Raw genomic sequence first — 16,892 nt, 5'->3', positions numbered from 1 at the left:
TCTCATTCACCTACCCTCAAGGCAAGGCAGAGATGGCACCACAGGCCTCGCGCCGACGATCCCTCACCACCCCGCACCCGGTGGACGAGGTACTTCCACTCCCCACCCTCGCGCTCTACGGATTCCAGCACGTCCTGGCCTTCTACGCCGGTGCGGTGCTCGTACCGGTGATCCTCGGCAGCAGCCTCGGCCTTTCCGGGCAGGAGCTCGTCTACCTCATCAACGCCGACCTGGTCACCGCCGGGATCGCCACCATCATCCAGGCGTGGGGTTTCTGGCGGATCGGAGCCCGGCTGCCGCTCGTTCAGGGCGCGACCTTCACCGCGGTCTCGCCCATGATCGCCATCGGACAGGGTGCGGGCGGTGGCACCGCCGGCCTCCTCGTGGTGTACGGCGCCGTGATCACGGGTGGAGTCGCGGCCTTCCTCTTCGCCCCTTTCGCCGGGCGGCTGACCACGTACTTCCCCCCGATCGTCACCGGCACCCTCCTCACGGTCATCGGCATCGTCCTCATCCCGGTGGCGCTCCAGGACGTCGGCGGCGGCTCGGCACTCATGGACGGGCCCCACTACGGGGACCCGGTCAACCTCGCGTACGCGGGCGGAACCCTCTTGTTCATCCTGCTGGTGATGCGGTTCGGCGGTCAGCCCCTGCGCAGCGTCGCGATCCTGCTCGGACTGGTGGGAGGAACCGCCGTCGCCTGGCTGCGCGGCGACGCCGACCTCGGGGCGGTCGACCAGGCGGACTGGCTCGGCGTCAGCGCTCCCTTCCACTACGGTCTGCCGCACTTCTCGGTCTTCCCCATGCTGGCGATGGTCGTCGTCATGCTCATCACCATGGTGGAGACCACGGGAGACGTGTACGCCATGGGCGAGATCACCGGACGGAGGGTCGACGGCGACACGGTCAGCCGCGCGCTGCGCGCCGACGGCGTCGCCACCGTGCTGGGCGGGGTGCTCAACTCCTTCCCGTACGTGGCGTTCGCGGAGAACATCGGTCTGGTGCGCATCTCCCGCGTCACCAGCCGGTTCGTCGTCGTCGCGGCCGGCGTCTTCATGATCCTTCTCGGCCTGGTGCCGAAGGCCGGAGCCTTGGTGGCCTCCGTCCCCCACCCCGTGCTCGGCGCGGCGGCCGTCGCGATGTTCGGCATGGTCGCCACCGTCGGCATTCAGATCCTCGGCAAGGTCGACCTGAGGGAGGAACGCAACGCCATCATCCTGGCCGTCAGTCTCGGCACCGCGATGCTCCCGACGGCCGTCGCGCCCTTCTTCGAGCGCATGCCGACCGAGGTGCGGGCCGTCCTGGGCAGCGGAATCACGCTCGGCACTCTGACGGCTGTCCTGTTGAACCTGTTCTTCCACGCCTTCGAGAGTCGCCGGAAGCGGGAGGACATCGACTGGGACGGCCTCGCCGCGTACGACGACGGGACGGGTACGCAGACCGCTACGGCCCGCTGACCCCCTTCCCGCTCCGCCGAGCCCGGCGTTCCGCGGAGCCGCTCACTGAGGTGATCTGCACATGCCCACCCCTCCGTTCTCTCCCGCCCAGGCCCGGGCCGCCCGTCTCCGTATCGGCCTGACCCGTGAACAGGTCGTCGTCGGCATCGCACAGTTGGGGTTGCGCCGCTCCGTGGAAGCCCTCGTGTCCTGGGAGTCGGGGGCGGTGGCGCCTTCGGAGGCCGAACTCTTCGCGCTGGCCAGCGCGCTGTGGTGCCCTGTGCCGGTGCTCATGGACCTGAAGCCGAGATCTCTTCGCGAACATCGTCTGGCCCGGCAATTCAGCGCCGAGCGGCTGGCCCTGCGCATCGGCATGGACGTGCACGACTACGCCCGCGCCGAGAGCGACCACCGCTGGAGCGGAACCGACCGGCAGGCCCTGCTGCTCGCGGACGCCCTGGGCCTCGAACCGGGCGAACTGCTGAGGGCCATCGGGCGGGCCGGCGACCTCGACGGTCGGCTCCGCCAGGCCGTCGAAGGCCGATGGAAGCAACACGCCGCCCCGCTCGCGCGGCTCGTCGGCGCACCTGAGCGCACGGTGACGCGGGCGCTGCGCATCCTGCACCAGGAGTACGCCCGCTTCAACGAGCGCTACATGGGCCATCTCGTAGCTCGCAGCGACAGCGCACGACTGAAGGAGATCGCCACGGAACGGACCGATTGGCTGCACGCCCTGTCGGACCGTTTCCTCCACCTCGTCGCCCATGACTCCTCGACCTGAGACCACGCTCCGCGCGGGAGCGGAGCCGGCCGCGAGGTCGGCGCGGGCGCCGACGGTCGTGTCCGTAATGTCCTGTGCCTGGTATCGGTGGCCGTGGAGCCTGTATAACCGGCCGCCTTGATGCGCGGCGGTGCGTGCCGCGCTGTTCCGGCGAACCGAGGAATCACTTCGTGCTGCACTCTTCTCGTAGGTACGCGTCCATACTGGCTGCCGTCGGGGCGATGACCCTTGTGTCGGCCTGCGGAGGCCAGAAGGAACCCGCCGACTCCGCGGCTTCCGTCGCGCCCGGCGCCGATCTGGGTGACCACGAGGCCGAGGGCGGCTCCGCGTCGGCGAGCCCGTCCGTCTCCGCCTCCGCTTCCACCTCCCCTTCGGCCTCGGCCTCCGCGTCGCCCTCCGTGTCACCCTCGGCGTCCAAGTCCCCATCTGCCTCTGCCGGGCCGTCCGGGAGCCCGGCCCCGAAGGCGAAGCCCACCGGTGGTACGACCGGCGGCGGGACGGACAGCGGGTCCGGAGGGCAGACGTCCCAGCCCGTCGCGGCGCCGGACTTTCCCGTACCGGTGAACATCGGCAATGCCACGCAGGTCATCACGGTCAAGGCCGCCGGCTCGTACGCCACCGTCACCGCCTGGCAGAAGGACTCCTCCGGCTGGAAGGCGCAGTTCTCCACCAGCGCCGGACGCGTGGGCTCCAACGGTGTCGTGGACGGCGCGACCCGCACCCAGAGCACGTACACCACGCCTTCGGGCACGTACACGATCACCGAGGGCTTCGGCGTCGAGTCCAGCGGGACCGCCATGCCGTACACCAAGGTCGACGACCGCCACTGGTGGGTGCAGGACCCGGAGTCGAAGTTCTACAACCAGATGCACACGGCCGAGGGCGCGGACTTCCCGCTCACCGAGTCCGGCGAGCGCGGCAGCGAGCACCTGGTCAACTACCCGACGCAGTACGCCAAGGCGCTCGTCATCAACTTCAACCGGTGGCCCGCCGTACCCGGCCGTGGCGCCGGGATCTTCCTGCACGTCAACGGCAGCGGTGCGACGGCCGGCTGCGTGTCGGTGCCGCGGGCGACGATGGACCGGTTCATGGGCTGGGTCAAGCCGTCGGCGAACCCGCGGATCGCGATCGGCTGAGCCGTGTCGGGGCGCTCTGAGCCTCACGGCAGCCGACATCGTGCCGCGTGACGCAAGACGGCCGGGACCCTGTGAAAGGGTCCCGGCCGTTGGCGTTCGGAGTGGCCGGCCTGTCCCTTGGTCCACACGCCGACATCGGAGGCGGCGAACGTTACCCATCACCCTCGGGCAGCTCGCCGGTGCAGGTGGCACGCCCGAACCCGCCCATGGCCGTGGCGCGCTGGACGTGCTTGCCGCCGACCGCGAGCGTGCAGGACGCCTGGCCGCCCTTGCCGTCGAGGACGACGGCGATGATCGGAGCCTTGCCGAGGGGCACCTGAACCGACTTCGTCCACGGAAGGGTGACCTTCTCGACCGTGGCCGTACCGGCCTCGCTGCGGGCGAGGTACGAGACCTCGGCGGTCCCCGTTCCCGTGACCTCGTACAGCACCTCGGCCGTCGGCACGGCGCGCGGCTTCGGCCGCTCGTCGGTGTCGAGGATGCCGTAGCCGACGAGCCCGAGGCAGGCGAGCAGGGCGATGCCGCCGATCAGGAACCCCCGCCGGTCCGCGGACCTTCCCGCGCTCTCGTGTTCGTTGTCTTCCCGCACGGCGTTTTCCGCGAGTTCATTGGACGGCATGAGAGAGCCCGGCTTTCGGTCGGCTGACAGATGAACCGGGTGGTTATACACCACGCCGCCGGATGAATGCGAGCGAGTGGAAGAACCGGGCGAACCGCACCCCATTCAGGCCATCAATTGTCCTTAATGTCGTGGGGGTTGACCGGGTCTTTCGGGAGTGGTTAGAAAGCCCGCTGCAATGCCCGTGAACTCGCGGTTCGTGTCTTCTGCGCGATCACTTCACATTGCGCCAAGCTGGCCGGAAACCTCCGCGCCAGCTCGTTCGGCGTGCCCATTTCGCGTCCGGCGATACGGGTACGTCGATGCCGAAAGGTATTGAGGTGAAAGTTCCGTACAGGAGACTTCTCTCCTGTCTCGTCGTGTCCGCGGTAGCGGGCGCGCTATTGCCGCAGGTCGCCTATGCGGCTCCGCAACCACCGGCGAACAACGACGACGACAAGGGCGTCTTCGACACGATCGCGGGCTGGTTCTCGGACGACGACGAGGGGCTGAGCAAGCCCCCGGCCGGCGGGAACCTGGAGATACCCAGCCGGGAGAAGCTGCCGAAGGGCGAGAAGCTCCCGAAGGCCAAGCGGGTCAAGGAGCTGACGGCCAAGCGCACCTCGCAGGCGCGCTACTGGCAGCTCTCCGACGGCCGGATCGAGGCCGAGCTGACGGCGGTGCCGACGTCGTACCGGTCCGGCGCCTCCTGGAAGCCGGTCGACACCACCGTGCGCGCCACCCAGGCCAAGGGCTTCGACTTCGCCAACACGGCCAACACCGGCAAGAGCTGGTTCGGCTCGGACGCCGACAGGTTCATGCGCTTCGAGGCGGAGACCGGCGGGGCGGTCACGTTCGGCCTGTCCGGCGCCGGGGCGCTCAAGCCGGAGGCGAAGGGCGACCGGGTCCTCTACAAGGACGCCGTCGCCGGCGCGGACCTGTCCTACCGGGTGGGCAACGGCCAGGTGAAGGAGGACATCGTCCTGGCCGGACGCCCGGCCGGCCCGGTGTCGTTCACCTTCGCCCTGGACACCGAGGGCGGCCTGACGCCCAAGGCCCGCAAGGACGGCTCGATCGCCTTCTTCGGCGAGGCCCCGGGCACCCCGGTCATGGTGATCCCGGCTCCGTACATGACGGACGCCAAGAAGGACCCGCAGTCGGTCACCGGCGGCACGTACAGCACCAGGGTCAGCCAGAAGCTGGTCCGGGACACGGACGGCAAGGGCTGGAAGCTGACCCTCACGCCGGACGCGAAGTGGCTCGCCGCGAAGGAGCGGCAGTACCCGGTCGTGATCGATCCGACGATCACGATCACGCCGATCGCCTCGGCCTCCGAGGACACCATGGTCCTGTCGGACCAGCCCGGGGCGAACTTCAACAACACCTGGAAGCTGTCGGTCGGCAAGACCGACACCGGCATCGCCCGCTCGCTGATCAAGTTCCCGCTGGACGAGATCCCGGCGGGAGTGAAGGTCGACGCGGCCCGGCTGAGCCTGTACTACGACCAGTCGCACACCACCAACGGCAACACCGTCGCCCTGGAGGCGCACCGGGCCACCGGAGCGTGGAGCGAGGCGGGCGCGACGCCCGCGACCTGGTCCAACACCAGCGCCCTGGTGGGCGAGCTGTCCGGCACCACCGTGCAGCTGGACGACGGCGACGCCGGCACGGCGGCGGTCGGCGAGTGGCCGCGGGCAACCACGACCGGCGGGGCCGCGACCAACGACGACTACGCCTACAACAAGAACGCGCTCACCGGCGAGTCGTACACCTGGCAGCCCAGGGTCCCGGAGACCGACACCTACCGGGTGGACGTGCACTACCCGGCCGCGGCGGACGCGGCCACGGCCGCCCCGTACACGGTCACCCACAACGGCGGCACCAAGAACTACACGGTCAACCAGACCGGCACCGGCGGCGTGTGGAAGACCCTGGACGCGGCGGAGCTGAGCTTCGCCAAGGGCAACGCCGGCAAGATCGTCCTGGGTGACACCGGCTCGTCCACGACCCGGACGCTGGCCGACTCGGTGCGGCTGGTGAACCCGGCCGAGATCACCAAGGCGGCCTGGGACTACAACAAGTGGCACGACTTCCCGGTCGCCGACACCGTCCAGAAGTGGGTCTCCGGCACGGCCGTCAACCACGGCTTCGTGCTCAAGGCCAAGGACGAGTCGGCCACCGCCCCGACCGGAGGCCCGCGCTACGAGGCGGCCGACGGCAACACCTACGGCGGCGAGACCTCCACCTACCCGCGCCTGACGGTGACCTACGGGGCGGTCGGCACCTCGCTGAACTCGCCGACCGTGGTCCACTCCACCGGCCCGGAGCTGTCCTGGCCCGCCTACGCCAACACCAGCGGTGACACCGGTCTGGACATCGTGGAGTACCAGCTGCACCGCTCCACGCAGCAGGCCTTCACGCCGTCCGCCGCCACCCTGATCGCCCCGATCCCGACGGGCACGACCGCGTACACGGACACCACGGCGGTACCGACCCCGGACTCCTCCTCCAGCGAGATCGGCAAGTCGTACTACTACCAGCTCGCGGTCAAGACCAAGAACGGCCAGCTCCTCGGCTCGCCGACCCGCATCGTGGGCATCCCGAAGGCCGGCCGGACGATGAAGATCATCCAGGCGGGCCAGGTCGACACCACGCTCTCCTCGCAGCAGCCGACCGTCAACCACGACGGCCTGGTCTCCGGCAAGGCGCAGACCTGGCTGAGCGTCGGCAACAACTCCGGCACCTACGGCAAGACCCGCGCGGTGCTGAAGTTCCCCACCACATCCATCCCCACCACCGCCACGGTGCTGGAGAACAAGATGTACATGTGGGGCGCGGAGACCACCAGCACCACCAACGGCGCGATCTACGAACTCCACTCCCTGACCCGGGACTTCACCGAGACCCAGGCCACCTGGAACAACGCCAACTCCACCACCCCGTGGACCACCGCCGGCGGCGACTTCTCCGCCACCGTCTCCGACACCGTCCCGCAGATCACCGACGAGGTCGGCCGCCACTGGTGGGACGCCACCGGACTCATGCAGTCCTGGGTCAAGACCCCCGCCAACAACAAGGGCGTCCTGGTCAAGCTGAAGGACGAGACCACCACCGGCCCCCAGGAACGCACCCTGTTCCTGTCCGCCGAGGCCTCCGACCCGCAGCTGCGTCCGTACATGCAGGTCATCTACGTCGACGCGACGACCGAGGACACGTACTACGCGCCCACCACCCCGGCCCGGATGACGCCGAACTCGCAGTACACGGTCGAGTTCACGGTCACCAACACCACCGCCTCGGCGTGGGCGGCCGGCGAGCGGGTGCTGTCCTACACCTGGAAGCTGCCCGACGGCACGGACGTCACCACGGGCGGCAACCAGCTGTCCACCGCGATCCCGGCCCTGCTGCCGGGCAAGTCGGCCACCATCCAGGCGCAGGTCAAGACCCCCATCAACTCCGATGAGGGCAACAAGCGCCTGGACTACGTGCTCGGCTGGGACGTCAAGAAGGTCGCCGACGGCACCTGGCTGTCCGCCGGTACCGGCGGCATCCCGTCGCTGAAGCAGAACGTCACGGTCGAGGACCCCACCTCGAACACGCTGGGCATGGAGAAGTTCTACTCGTACTCGGGCAAGAACACCGGTGCCGGGTCGAGCTTCATGAACAACCTGGCGTCCGGCAACGGCGTGTGGCAGTACAACGCGATCAACAACCCGGGCCGCGGTCTCAACACCTTCGCGCGCCTGGCCTACAACACCCTGGACACCTCGGACACGGTCCTCGGCCACGGCTGGTCCGCGCAGATCTCCGGTCCGACGCGCCTGGGCGCGCCGCTGGACCTCCACCCGAACCCGAACCCGACCGAGGTCCGGCTCCCGGACGGCGACGGCACCACGCACGTCTTCCGCAAGCAGGCCGACGGCACGTGGAAGGCCCCGGCCGGCGTCCACTACAAGGTCACCATGAAGGCCGGCCTGGACTGCAAGCCCACCAAGGACCCGGTCCCCGACGCCTGGACGCTCACGCGTCCCGACGGCACGCGCTTCCTCTTCGGCTGCGACGGCTACATGACGTCGGTCGTCGACAACGACGGCAACACGCAGACCTTCACGTACGAGGAGCGCAGGTCCAACAACAAGCCGACCAAGTTCCTGACCTACATCACGGACCCGGTCGGCCGGCAGTCGCTCACCGTCGAGTACTACAAGAAGGGTGACGCGACCTACTCGTACATCGACGCCACGGGCGCCAAGGCCACGGGTTCGAACCTGACGAACTCGAAGATCTACGACCACGTGAAGTCCATGACGGACGTCTCGGGCCGCAGGATCTCCTTCTACTACACCGACAAGGGTCTGCTCGGGCAGATCGCCGACGGTGAGTCGTCCTCCCAGCCCAAGGTCTTCAAGTTCACCTACGACGCCACGCAGGGGAACAAGAACGTCAAGCTGGTCAAGGCGACCGACCCCCGCGGCAACGCCACGGACCTGGCGTACTACGCGCCGCAGGTCGGTGACGACCCGAAGTACCACTGGTGGACCAAGACGCTCACCGACCGTCTGGGCTTCGCCACCGGTTTCGCGTACAAGGCGAACACGGCGAACACCAAGTTCACCGACACCACGGTGACGGACGCCGAGAACCACGCCACCGCCTATGTGACCGACGACTTCGCCCGTCCGGTCCAGATCACGAACGCCAAGTCCGAGACCAGCAAGATGAGCTGGGACGCGGACAACAACGTCGTGTACATGGAGCAGGCGAACGGCGCCAAGGCGGCGTTCTGCTACGACCCCAAGACCGGTTACCCGCTGCGTCAGTGGGACGCCGAAGTCACCAAGTCGTGGTCGGCGTTCAACCCGACCGACTACTGCAACCCGGCCTCCTACCCGGCCAACGCGACGAAGTTCGAGTACCAGACGCGTCTCGACGGCTACTCCGCCGACCTGTGGCGGAAGACCAGCCCGCTGGGCAACGTCTGGGAGTTCGGCTACGACCAGTTCGGCAACCAGACGTCGGTCACCGACCCGGAGGGCGTCGCCTCGGCGACGGCTGACGACTACAAGTCGACGACCACGTACGACTCCTACGGCCAGCCGCTGGTGGACACGGACGCGAACGGCCACACCACCACCTACGCGGACTACGGCCCGCACGGCTACCCGGCGACGATCAAGGACGCGCTGAACAACAGCACGACCTTCGTCTACGACGAGCGCGGCAACACCAAGGAGGTCGTCAACGCCAAGGGCGTCAAGGTCACGCAGAACTACGACTACTTCGGTCGCCCGCTGGACCAGAAGTCGCCGAAGGACCAGGCGGCCGGCGTCTACATCACCACTCCGGCCCCCGTGTACGACGCCAACAACAACACCCTGAAGGCGTTCGGGCCGAACGGCGCCGAGACCTCCTCGGTCTACGACGCCGCGGACCAGGTCACCGACGCCCTCGCCCCGAAGGACGAGGCGACCGACCCCGAGCGGCGTACGACCACCACGTACGACAAGGTCGGCAACGTCAAGACCGTCACCGAGCCCAAGGGCAACCTGACGACGACGGTCGGCGACTACACCACCACGTACTCGTACGACCCGGTCTACCAGCCGGTGGCGGTGCGGAACGCCAAGGGCGACACGGTCTCCTCGACGTACGACAACGTCGGCAACCTGATCAAGGTCGTCGACCCGAAGAAGAACGCCACGTCCGACCCGGACGACTTCACGACGAAGTACGAGCACGACCTCAACGGTCGGGTCGTGAAGGCGACGGACGCGGCCGGCAAGTTCACCACCCTCCACTACGACCTCGACGGCCGCACCGACAAGGCGACGGACGCCGAGGGCAACACGAGCGAGACCCTCTTCGACCGGCGTGGCCTGACCAAGGAGGTCAAGGTCCCGTACTCGAAGGACGGCTCGGGCGTCATCACGTACCGCACGACGCGGTTCGAGTACGACGAGGTCGGAAACCAGACCAAGACGATCAGTCCGCGCGGTGTCGAAACGACCGACGACGCGACCGACTACACGTCCGAGACGATCTACGACGAGCTGAACCGGGTCAAGGAGCAGCTCACGCCGTTCGACAAGGACGACGCCCGGTACTCGACCCCGGACCGGACGATCTACTCGTACGACTCGGTCGGCCAGCTGTCCGAGGTCTCGGCTCCGCCGTCGCGGGGCCAGTCGGTCCGTAACACGACCACGTTCGAGTACTACGACAACGGCTGGAACAAGTCGGCCAAGGACGCCTTCGACATCACCACCGCGTACGACTACAACGCGCTGGGCCAGCAGACGAAGAACACGCTGACCTCGGCCGGCGGTTCGTCGCAGCGGACGATGACGTGGGACTTCTACCCGTCCGGCAACCAGAAGGCCCGCTCGGACGACGGCATCCCGGTCGGCAAGCAGGTCGTGGTCGTCGACTCGTCGGACGTCCACAACACCGCGACGCAGGGCGCCTGGGACACGTCCCAGGCCGTGTCGCAGTGGGGCTATGACGTCCGAACGAGCGCGGCGGGCACGGGTGCGGACACCTTCACCTGGCAACTGAACATCCCGCAGGACGGGACGTACGAGGTCTTCGCCCGGCACGGCAGTGTGACCGGCGCGGCCACGAACGCCCCGTTCAAGATCACCTACAACGGGGGTGAGACCACCAAGCCGGTCGACCAGTCCACGGGCGCCGGCACCTGGGTCTCGCTGGGCTCGTACTCCTTCACGGAGTCCGGCACCCAGAAGATCACGCTCGGCGACAACGCCAACGGCACGGTCGTCGCCGACGGCGTCAAGCTGGTCCGCTCCAACACGGGCGAGACCGACAACGAGAAGAAGGACTTCACCTACAAGTACGACGCCAACGGACTGCTGACCGAGGTCAAGGACCTCTCGCCCGGCGCCAAGGCCGACTCGTACGCGATGACCTACGACGAGCTCAACGAGCTGACGAAGGTCGAGGAGAAGCTGGGCAGCACGGTCAAGAACACGACCGCGCTGACCTACGACGCCAACGGCAACCCTCTGGAGACCACCCACGACGTGACGTGGTCCAAGGCGGAGTACGACGTCCGCGACATGATCAACAAGATCACCAACGCGGACACGCCGACGGCCGGCAACCAGCAGATCACCAGCTTCACCTACACCGACCGCGGCCAGCCGCTGAAGCAGACGAAGCCGAACGGCAACACCGTCGACTACGCGTACTGGCTCAACGGCGCGGTCAAGTCGCAGGTGGAGAAGAAGTCCGGCGGCACGGTCGTCGCCTCGCACGACCTGGAGTACGACCCGAACGGGTACCGCTCCAAGGACACGGCGAAGCTGATGAACGCCGACAACGCGGCGGACTACCTCGACACCGTCTCGACGTTCGCCTACGACCCGCAGGACCGCATCGCCAAGGTCACCAAGACCGGCCACGGCGCGGGCACCGAGGAGTACGTCTACGACGGCAACTCGAACATCGTCGAGCAGACGACGGCCGGGGTGACGTCCACGTCGACGTTCGACCGCAACCGTCTGCTGAAGACGACGGCGGGCGGTGTCTCGTCCACGTACAACTACGACCCGCTGGGCCGCCTGGACACGGTCTCGTCGAACGGGTCGACGCAGGAGAAGTACTCGTACGACGGTTTCGACCGGATCGCCAAGCACACGGCGGGCACGGGCGCGACCGCGAAGTCGACGACGTACGTGTACGACGCCTTCGACCGCACGGCGCAGGAGACCACGTCCGGGACGGCGGGGAAGACGACGCTCTTCACCTACCTGGGCATGGAGTCGAAGGTGCTGCGGGAGGAGGTCGCCGGCAAGGCGACCAAGTCCTACCAGTACAGCCCGTGGGGCCAGAAGCTCACGCAGATCAAGCACAAGGACACCGGTCCGCACGAGTACTCCCAGTACCTCTACCACCCGAAGGGTGACGTCGAGGCGGTCACGAAGGAGGACGGCAACGCCCGGGCGACGTACGGTTACACGGCGTACGGCTCGGACGACGAGTCGAAGTTCACCGGTGCGGACAAGCCGGACGCGGCGAACCCGGACAAGGAGTCGTACAACGAGTACCGGTTCAACGCGCACCGGTACGACGACGGTTCGGGAACGTACGACATGGGCTTCCGCAACTACAGCCCGGGTCTGAACCGCTTCCTGACCCGTGACATGTACGGCGGCGCCCTGGACGACATGTCCCTAGCCACCGACCCGTACACCGGCAACCGCTACGCCTTCGCCGGCGGCAACCCCATCTCCTTCGTGGAGCTGGACGGCCATCTGTTCGGCATGGACATCTCCCTGTCGGACATCGGCCACGCGGCCCTGGACGTGGCCGGCATGGTCCCGGTCATCGGCGAGGCGGCGGACGTCGCCAACGGCATCTGGTACGCGGCGGAGGGCAACTACGCCGACGCGGCCCTTTCGATGGCGGCCGCGATCCCGGGCATCGGCGCGGCGGCGACGGCGGCCAAGTACGCCAAGAAGGGCGCCAAGGCCGCGGACGCGGTCAAGGCCGCCTCGAAGACGACCAAGGGCTCGAAGGCGACCAAGGCAACCAAGCCGAAGCCCGCGGCGAAGTCCAAGGGTGGCGCCAAGCACGCCGAGCCCAAGGGCAAGAAGTGCGACTGCCAGTGCCCGAAGACGAAGAAGAACAGCTTCGTCCCCGGCACGAAGGTACTGATGGCCGACGGGTCCGAGAAGAACATCGAGGACCTCAAGGTCGGCGAGTACGTCCTGGCCTCCGACCCTGAGACCGGCGACCTCCAGGCCCGTCGGATCACCGACACCCGTGACCACAGCGGCGCCAAGCACCTGTTCACCCTTACCGTCGACCCTGACGGCAAGAACGGCGACGCCAAGCCTGAAACCATCACGGCCACTGACGAGCACCCGTTCTGGGTGCCGGACTTCGGCCAGTGGGTGAATGCCGAGGATCTCGAGCCCGGCATGTGGCTCCAGACTGCGGCCGGCACCTGGGTCCAGGTCACGGCGATCGACGACGCTCACCGCACCCAGCGCGTCCACAACCTCACCGTCGACGGTCAGCACACGTACTTCGTCGTCGTCGGCGAACAGGCGGTGCTCGTTCACAACTGTGGGCAGGTTCCGTACGGCTCGACGCGGTTGAGCCAGGCCGTCCAGAGCGCCCGTAAGGCTCAGGGGAACAAGGACAACAACTATGCGTCAGCATTGTTGGTCGACCCCGATACGGGTGTAGAGGTGGGTGTCATTGTTGCCCGATCGGCCGGCAAGAAGCATGCCGAACAGACGATCATAGAATCGATCAGGAGCGGTAGCCTTCCGGGAGTCGATGAAACCTACATCGCCAAGATATACTCGGAATTCCAACCGTGCTCTTCTCGGTGCTCCAAACTCATGGACAAACTCCCGAATCTCAAGGAGAGGACATGGAGCTGGGACTGGGATAAGTCGGGTACACCCCTTGCCGAGGCATCCCAGGCCGCTAGGAAGGCGGCAGTGGGTCAACTCTTCTAGGTAGCAACTGTTCGGGGTCGGCGGATCAATGAATCCGCCGACCCCGAATACATTTCGATCGGGAGAAATGATGGGCGACACAGTTCGTTGGAGCGAGGGGCGGGCAGATGCTGTGTCCGATTTTCGAGCGAGGAAGTTCCTGGTGGATCACGGACTTCCAGAAGCTTCCCTACTTTTCGAAGCCGATCAAGGGGAACCGGACATTTTTGCGACGGATGCAGGGGAGGAGGTGTTGATGATAGGGTCTTTCGACGAAGACTTCCACTTCTTCGTGAAAACCCGCTCGGGGGAGGTTCTGTTCGGGCTGGAGCAAGACCCTGAACCGTCCTTCGCGAATTCGAGTCTGGCTGCATTTGTGGAATGCCTGCGATGGGTCGACCGCGAATTTCCGTTCTACTCGTTCGAGGACGACTCGGCAGTGAAGGCAGCTGCCGGGGACAGAGTCCTGGAATTCCTCCATTCCGTCGATCCGGAGTGCGTCAGTGCCGCGGACGGGTTCTGGATGTCATTCGTCCAGGACGTGGGAGTCGGCGACTACTACGAAGGGGCGCTGTAACTTCATACAGAAGATCGCCGACGCCGCCCGACTGACTGGTTCCCAATGATGGTTGTCAAGCCGCGGGTCGTAGGCTGCGGCCCATGGAATCGTTGATCGCTGCCGTCCGTGAGCAGGAAGAAGCTGCCCGTTTTCTCGCTTGGCCGGGTGGCTTCGACCTTGACCGAGGCGATCATGAAGAAGGACCGGGCCGATCCCGAGGTCGTCTGTCCGATCGGCGACTACGCGGTCGAATCGATCCCGGCGCGGAGCAAGTCTCAGAAGTTCGACGAATCTCCGGGTGGGGAAAGGGACCAGATCAACGAGATCGGCAGCCGATTCGGGTGCCACACCTGCGGGATCATCTTCTCCTTCGGGTCGAAGAAGGGGTACGTTCCCGACCACCAGCCCATCAGTTCTTGGGTGCCTGACGGATTCCCGCAACGGCTGTATCCGCAGTGCCTCAAGTGCAGTAGGGAACAGGCGGGATGGGCGAGGCAGCTGGCACCTATCATGTGGCCCATCTACGAACGAATAGCCAAGGAACTCGGATACTAGGAGGAGCGTGCTCCGTGGACCTCGCATGGATTGAGTCGGAAGGCGGGCCGGTGATCGTCCTGGAAGAAGCCCTGAGGCACCTCTGGGGTGGTTACACGAATTCGGACTACGACAATGCCTGCGAGGTCGACGGCTACGCAGGCCTGGTGCCGTTCGAAGAGCCGGCGGCACCAGGCCCGGCGTTGGCGATCAATGACATTCCCGCCCCGACCACCTATATGGAAGAGTTCGGTGCCATCGTTCAGTGGATCGCGGCTCCCAGCGATTCTCGAATCGTCGAGGTCGTGCGAGCGGGCATCGATGTGGTGGACGCATGGGAGGACGGCCCGATCGTGCGGGTGAACGGTCGACTGTCCCTCTTCGACGCCGCATTGCCCGGAACGGAAGCCGGCGCGGACGAACTCCTCCTGATGGAGATCGAGCCCGGGGCCTATCGGCTGAAGACCGCCGACATCGAGTCGGCCAGTGGCACCTGTGCACGCGTGCACAAACTCGATCGGTTGATCGAGTGAGTCATCACAGGTGGGCTCCGGTGTCGATCGGGCCCCCACGCTCGTAAGTGAAGGAACGAGAAGCCTCGCCGGCCTTCGGCGGGGCTTCTCGCACGCAGGGACTCGCCCTGTGCGGGCATCCTGCGGCCCTCGCTTCTCCGCTCCCGCAGCGGACGAGACCCGGACCCGGTGCCTCTGATCTGTGCTGGAGGTCGCATGGGCATTCAGGTCGTGGATACGAGTGCATCCTCGCGGCGCCCGACGAGGCCGTTCCTTTCGTCGACGGGACTTCTTTCCTCGGCGCTCCGGGGTTCTGGTCCTCGTACTTCCCGGGGCAGGGTGTCGCGGAGGAGGGGTTGGTCCTCGAGGCGTTGGGGGACGAGGAGGAGGCCGTGGAGGAGACGGACGGGGCGCTGCGGGGCCGCCGCCGGGGGTCCTCGTCCGCTTCGGCGTCCCGGCGGCGCCGGCGTCCGCGGTGGCGGAGCCGCTGGTCGTGTGGGCCGGCGTCCCCGCCCCCGAGCCGATGGTGGTGGGGGTGCTGATGGCCGGACAGGTGGCGGCCGCCTTCTGGGCGGGCGGAGGCCATGCACCGCTCCCGCTCGCCCGGGGCGCCCTGGCCGCGTTCGGCGCGGGCCTGCTCGGCACGGTGGCCTTCGGAATGCCGGCGAGGCTCGTGGGCTGCCTCACCCCGGGCCCGGACCCCTGCGCCCCGCTCCCCGGGGCGCTCCACTTCCACCTCGCCCTCACGGTGGCCGCCGTGGGCACCCTGCCGGCCTGGGGCCTCCACGCGCTCGCCGTCCGGGCCCGCCGGCCCCGGACGTGGGGCCGGTCGTAGAGCGCGGGCTCAGACGCGCCGGCCCGCCGCCAGGGCGTCCTTGACCTGCTGCGCCACGCGGGCCGCGTCGTCGGGGTTGTTCACCACGTCCGTGCGGTTCATGTCGATGACGAGGACGTCGCTGGCGGAGTAGTGCTTGTGCACCCAGTCGTCGTAACCGGACCACAGCGTCCGGTAGTACTCGACGAGGCCCTCGTCCTGTTCGAACTCGCGTCCCCGCAGGCCGATGCGGTGCAGCACCGTCTCGAAGTCCGCCTTGAGGTAGACCATGAGGTCGGGCGCCTTGCGGTACGGCAGGCCGTCGATCTCGCGCATCATCTCCTCGAGCAGCCCCTCGTACACCCGCATCTCGAGGGAGCTGATCCGGCCCAGTTCGTGGTTGACCTTGGCGAAGTACCAGTCCTCGTAGATGGACCGGTCGAGCACGTTGTCGCCCTGCTTGTACGCCTCCTTGATCGCGGCGAACCGCGTCTGCAGGAAGTACAGCTGGAGAAGGAAGGGGTAGCGCTTCGCCTGGATCTCCTCGGGGCTCGCCGAGTAGAAGAGCGGAAGGATCGGATTGTCTTCCACGCTCTCGTAGAAGACGTCGCTGCCCAGCTCCTTGGCGAGCAGTTCGGCCACACTCGTCTTGCCGATTCCGATCATGCCTCCGACGCAGATCACCGGCATACCTCACTTCTCCCTGGAGCTCTTCTTCTCGTGGACGGGGGGCCGGGCCTCCCGCACCACTGAGACGCACGCCGGTGGTCCCGCGATTCCCGGGATTCTCGTGATCAACGTCATGAGGACCGTCAGGCCCGAGACCTCGCTCCGGACCGTATTGGACGGACCGGAGCGCCTCGGCTGGGGGCGGCCGTTCCGCAGCCGCCGCGCACAGCGACAGGCCGCGGCCCCGCGGCCGCCTTGAATCTTAGGTGACGATCCGCCCCGTACCGGCCGGTGTGCCGCGACCGGCGGCTCGGCGGGGCCCCGTGCGGCGCCCCGCCCCCCCCCTCCCCCCCGCCCCGCCGCCCCCCCCGCCAACCCCCGGC

The 16,892-nt window shown here is 67.4% G+C and carries 10 protein-coding genes; 8 read left to right on the top strand and 2 right to left on the bottom strand.

Going from position 1 to position 16,892, the window contains the following annotated elements; translation table 11 throughout:
- The first annotated feature begins 32 nt into the window (after positions 1-32).
- The 3 genes from K7G60_RS24875 to K7G60_RS39240 all read left to right on the top strand — a co-directional run bounded on the left by K7G60_RS24875 (position 33) and on the right by K7G60_RS39240 (position 3,353).
- Positions 33-1,457, top strand: a complete 1,425-nt coding sequence (locus K7G60_RS24875) for a nucleobase:cation symporter-2 family protein (protein ID WP_225803168.1) — start codon at positions 33-35, stop codon at positions 1,455-1,457.
- A gap of 61 nt (positions 1,458-1,518) precedes the next feature.
- Positions 1,519-2,217, top strand: coding sequence for a helix-turn-helix transcriptional regulator (locus tag K7G60_RS24870; protein WP_225803167.1), 699 nt, complete (start codon positions 1,519-1,521; stop codon positions 2,215-2,217).
- Positions 2,218-2,777: 560 nt separating this feature from the next.
- Positions 2,778-3,353: a L,D-transpeptidase gene (locus tag K7G60_RS39240; protein WP_225803166.1), complete on the top strand. Its 576-nt coding sequence runs from the start codon at positions 2,778-2,780 to the stop codon at positions 3,351-3,353.
- A gap of 151 nt (positions 3,354-3,504) precedes the next feature.
- On the opposite strand, the gene K7G60_RS24860 is transcribed toward K7G60_RS39240, so the two are convergent.
- On the bottom strand, positions 3,505-3,942 hold the full coding sequence (locus K7G60_RS24860; protein ID WP_225803165.1) for an MmpS family transport accessory protein: 438 nt from the start codon (positions 3,940-3,942) through the stop codon (positions 3,505-3,507).
- Positions 3,943-4,274: 332 nt separating this feature from the next.
- On the opposite strand from K7G60_RS24860, the gene K7G60_RS24855 reads away from it, so the two are divergent.
- From K7G60_RS24855 to K7G60_RS24835, 5 genes are all read left to right on the top strand, one after another.
- Positions 4,275-13,442, top strand: coding sequence for a DNRLRE domain-containing protein (locus K7G60_RS24855; RefSeq protein WP_225803164.1), 9,168 nt, complete (start codon positions 4,275-4,277; stop codon positions 13,440-13,442).
- 28 nt (positions 13,443-13,470) lie between these two features.
- Entirely contained in the window at positions 13,471-13,998 is a 528-nt protein-coding gene (locus K7G60_RS24850; RefSeq protein WP_308082108.1) for an SUKH-4 family immunity protein, read from the top strand.
- A 108-nt stretch (positions 13,999-14,106) separates the two neighbouring features.
- The gene (locus tag K7G60_RS24845) at positions 14,107-14,535 is read left to right on the top strand and encodes a hypothetical protein (RefSeq protein ID WP_225803163.1); all 429 of its coding nucleotides are present in this window, start codon (positions 14,107-14,109) and stop codon (positions 14,533-14,535) included.
- A gap of 14 nt (positions 14,536-14,549) precedes the next feature.
- The gene (locus K7G60_RS24840; protein WP_225803162.1) at positions 14,550-15,047 is read left to right on the top strand and encodes an Imm21 family immunity protein; all 498 of its coding nucleotides are present in this window, start codon (positions 14,550-14,552) and stop codon (positions 15,045-15,047) included.
- 454 nt (positions 15,048-15,501) lie between these two features.
- Positions 15,502-15,861: a hypothetical protein gene (locus tag K7G60_RS24835; RefSeq protein ID WP_225803161.1), complete on the top strand. Its 360-nt coding sequence runs from the start codon at positions 15,502-15,504 to the stop codon at positions 15,859-15,861.
- Positions 15,862-15,870: 9 nt separating this feature from the next.
- Here K7G60_RS24835 and K7G60_RS24830 read toward each other — a convergent pair whose 3' ends face one another.
- Positions 15,871-16,530: a deoxynucleoside kinase gene (locus K7G60_RS24830; RefSeq protein ID WP_225803160.1), complete on the bottom strand. Its 660-nt coding sequence runs from the start codon at positions 16,528-16,530 to the stop codon at positions 15,871-15,873.
- Positions 16,531-16,892: the final 362 nt, after the last annotated feature.

Origin of the sequence: Streptomyces sp. NK15101 (assembly GCF_020400725.1) — a bacterium.
GTDB lineage: Bacteria > Actinomycetota > Actinomycetes > Streptomycetales > Streptomycetaceae > Streptomyces.
The sequence above is the reverse complement of the archived record's forward strand: the minus strand, read 5'-3'. Positions and strand labels throughout refer to the sequence as shown.

Excerpts from the sequence above, each read along its gene's own strand:
- K7G60_RS24875 (WP_225803168.1), top strand. The coding sequence starts at position 33 with ATGGCACCACAGGCCTCGCGCCGACGATCCCTCACCACCCCGCACCCG.
- K7G60_RS24850 (WP_308082108.1), top strand. The coding sequence starts at position 13,471 with ATGAATCCGCCGACCCCGAATACATTTCGATCGGGAGAAATGATGGGC.
- K7G60_RS24830 (WP_225803160.1), bottom strand. The coding sequence starts at position 16,530 with ATGCCGGTGATCTGCGTCGGAGGCATGATCGGAATCGGCAAGACGAGT.
- K7G60_RS24870 (WP_225803167.1), top strand. The coding sequence starts at position 1,519 with ATGCCCACCCCTCCGTTCTCTCCCGCCCAGGCCCGGGCCGCCCGTCTC.
- K7G60_RS24855 (WP_225803164.1), top strand. The coding sequence starts at position 4,275 with ATGCCGAAAGGTATTGAGGTGAAAGTTCCGTACAGGAGACTTCTCTCC.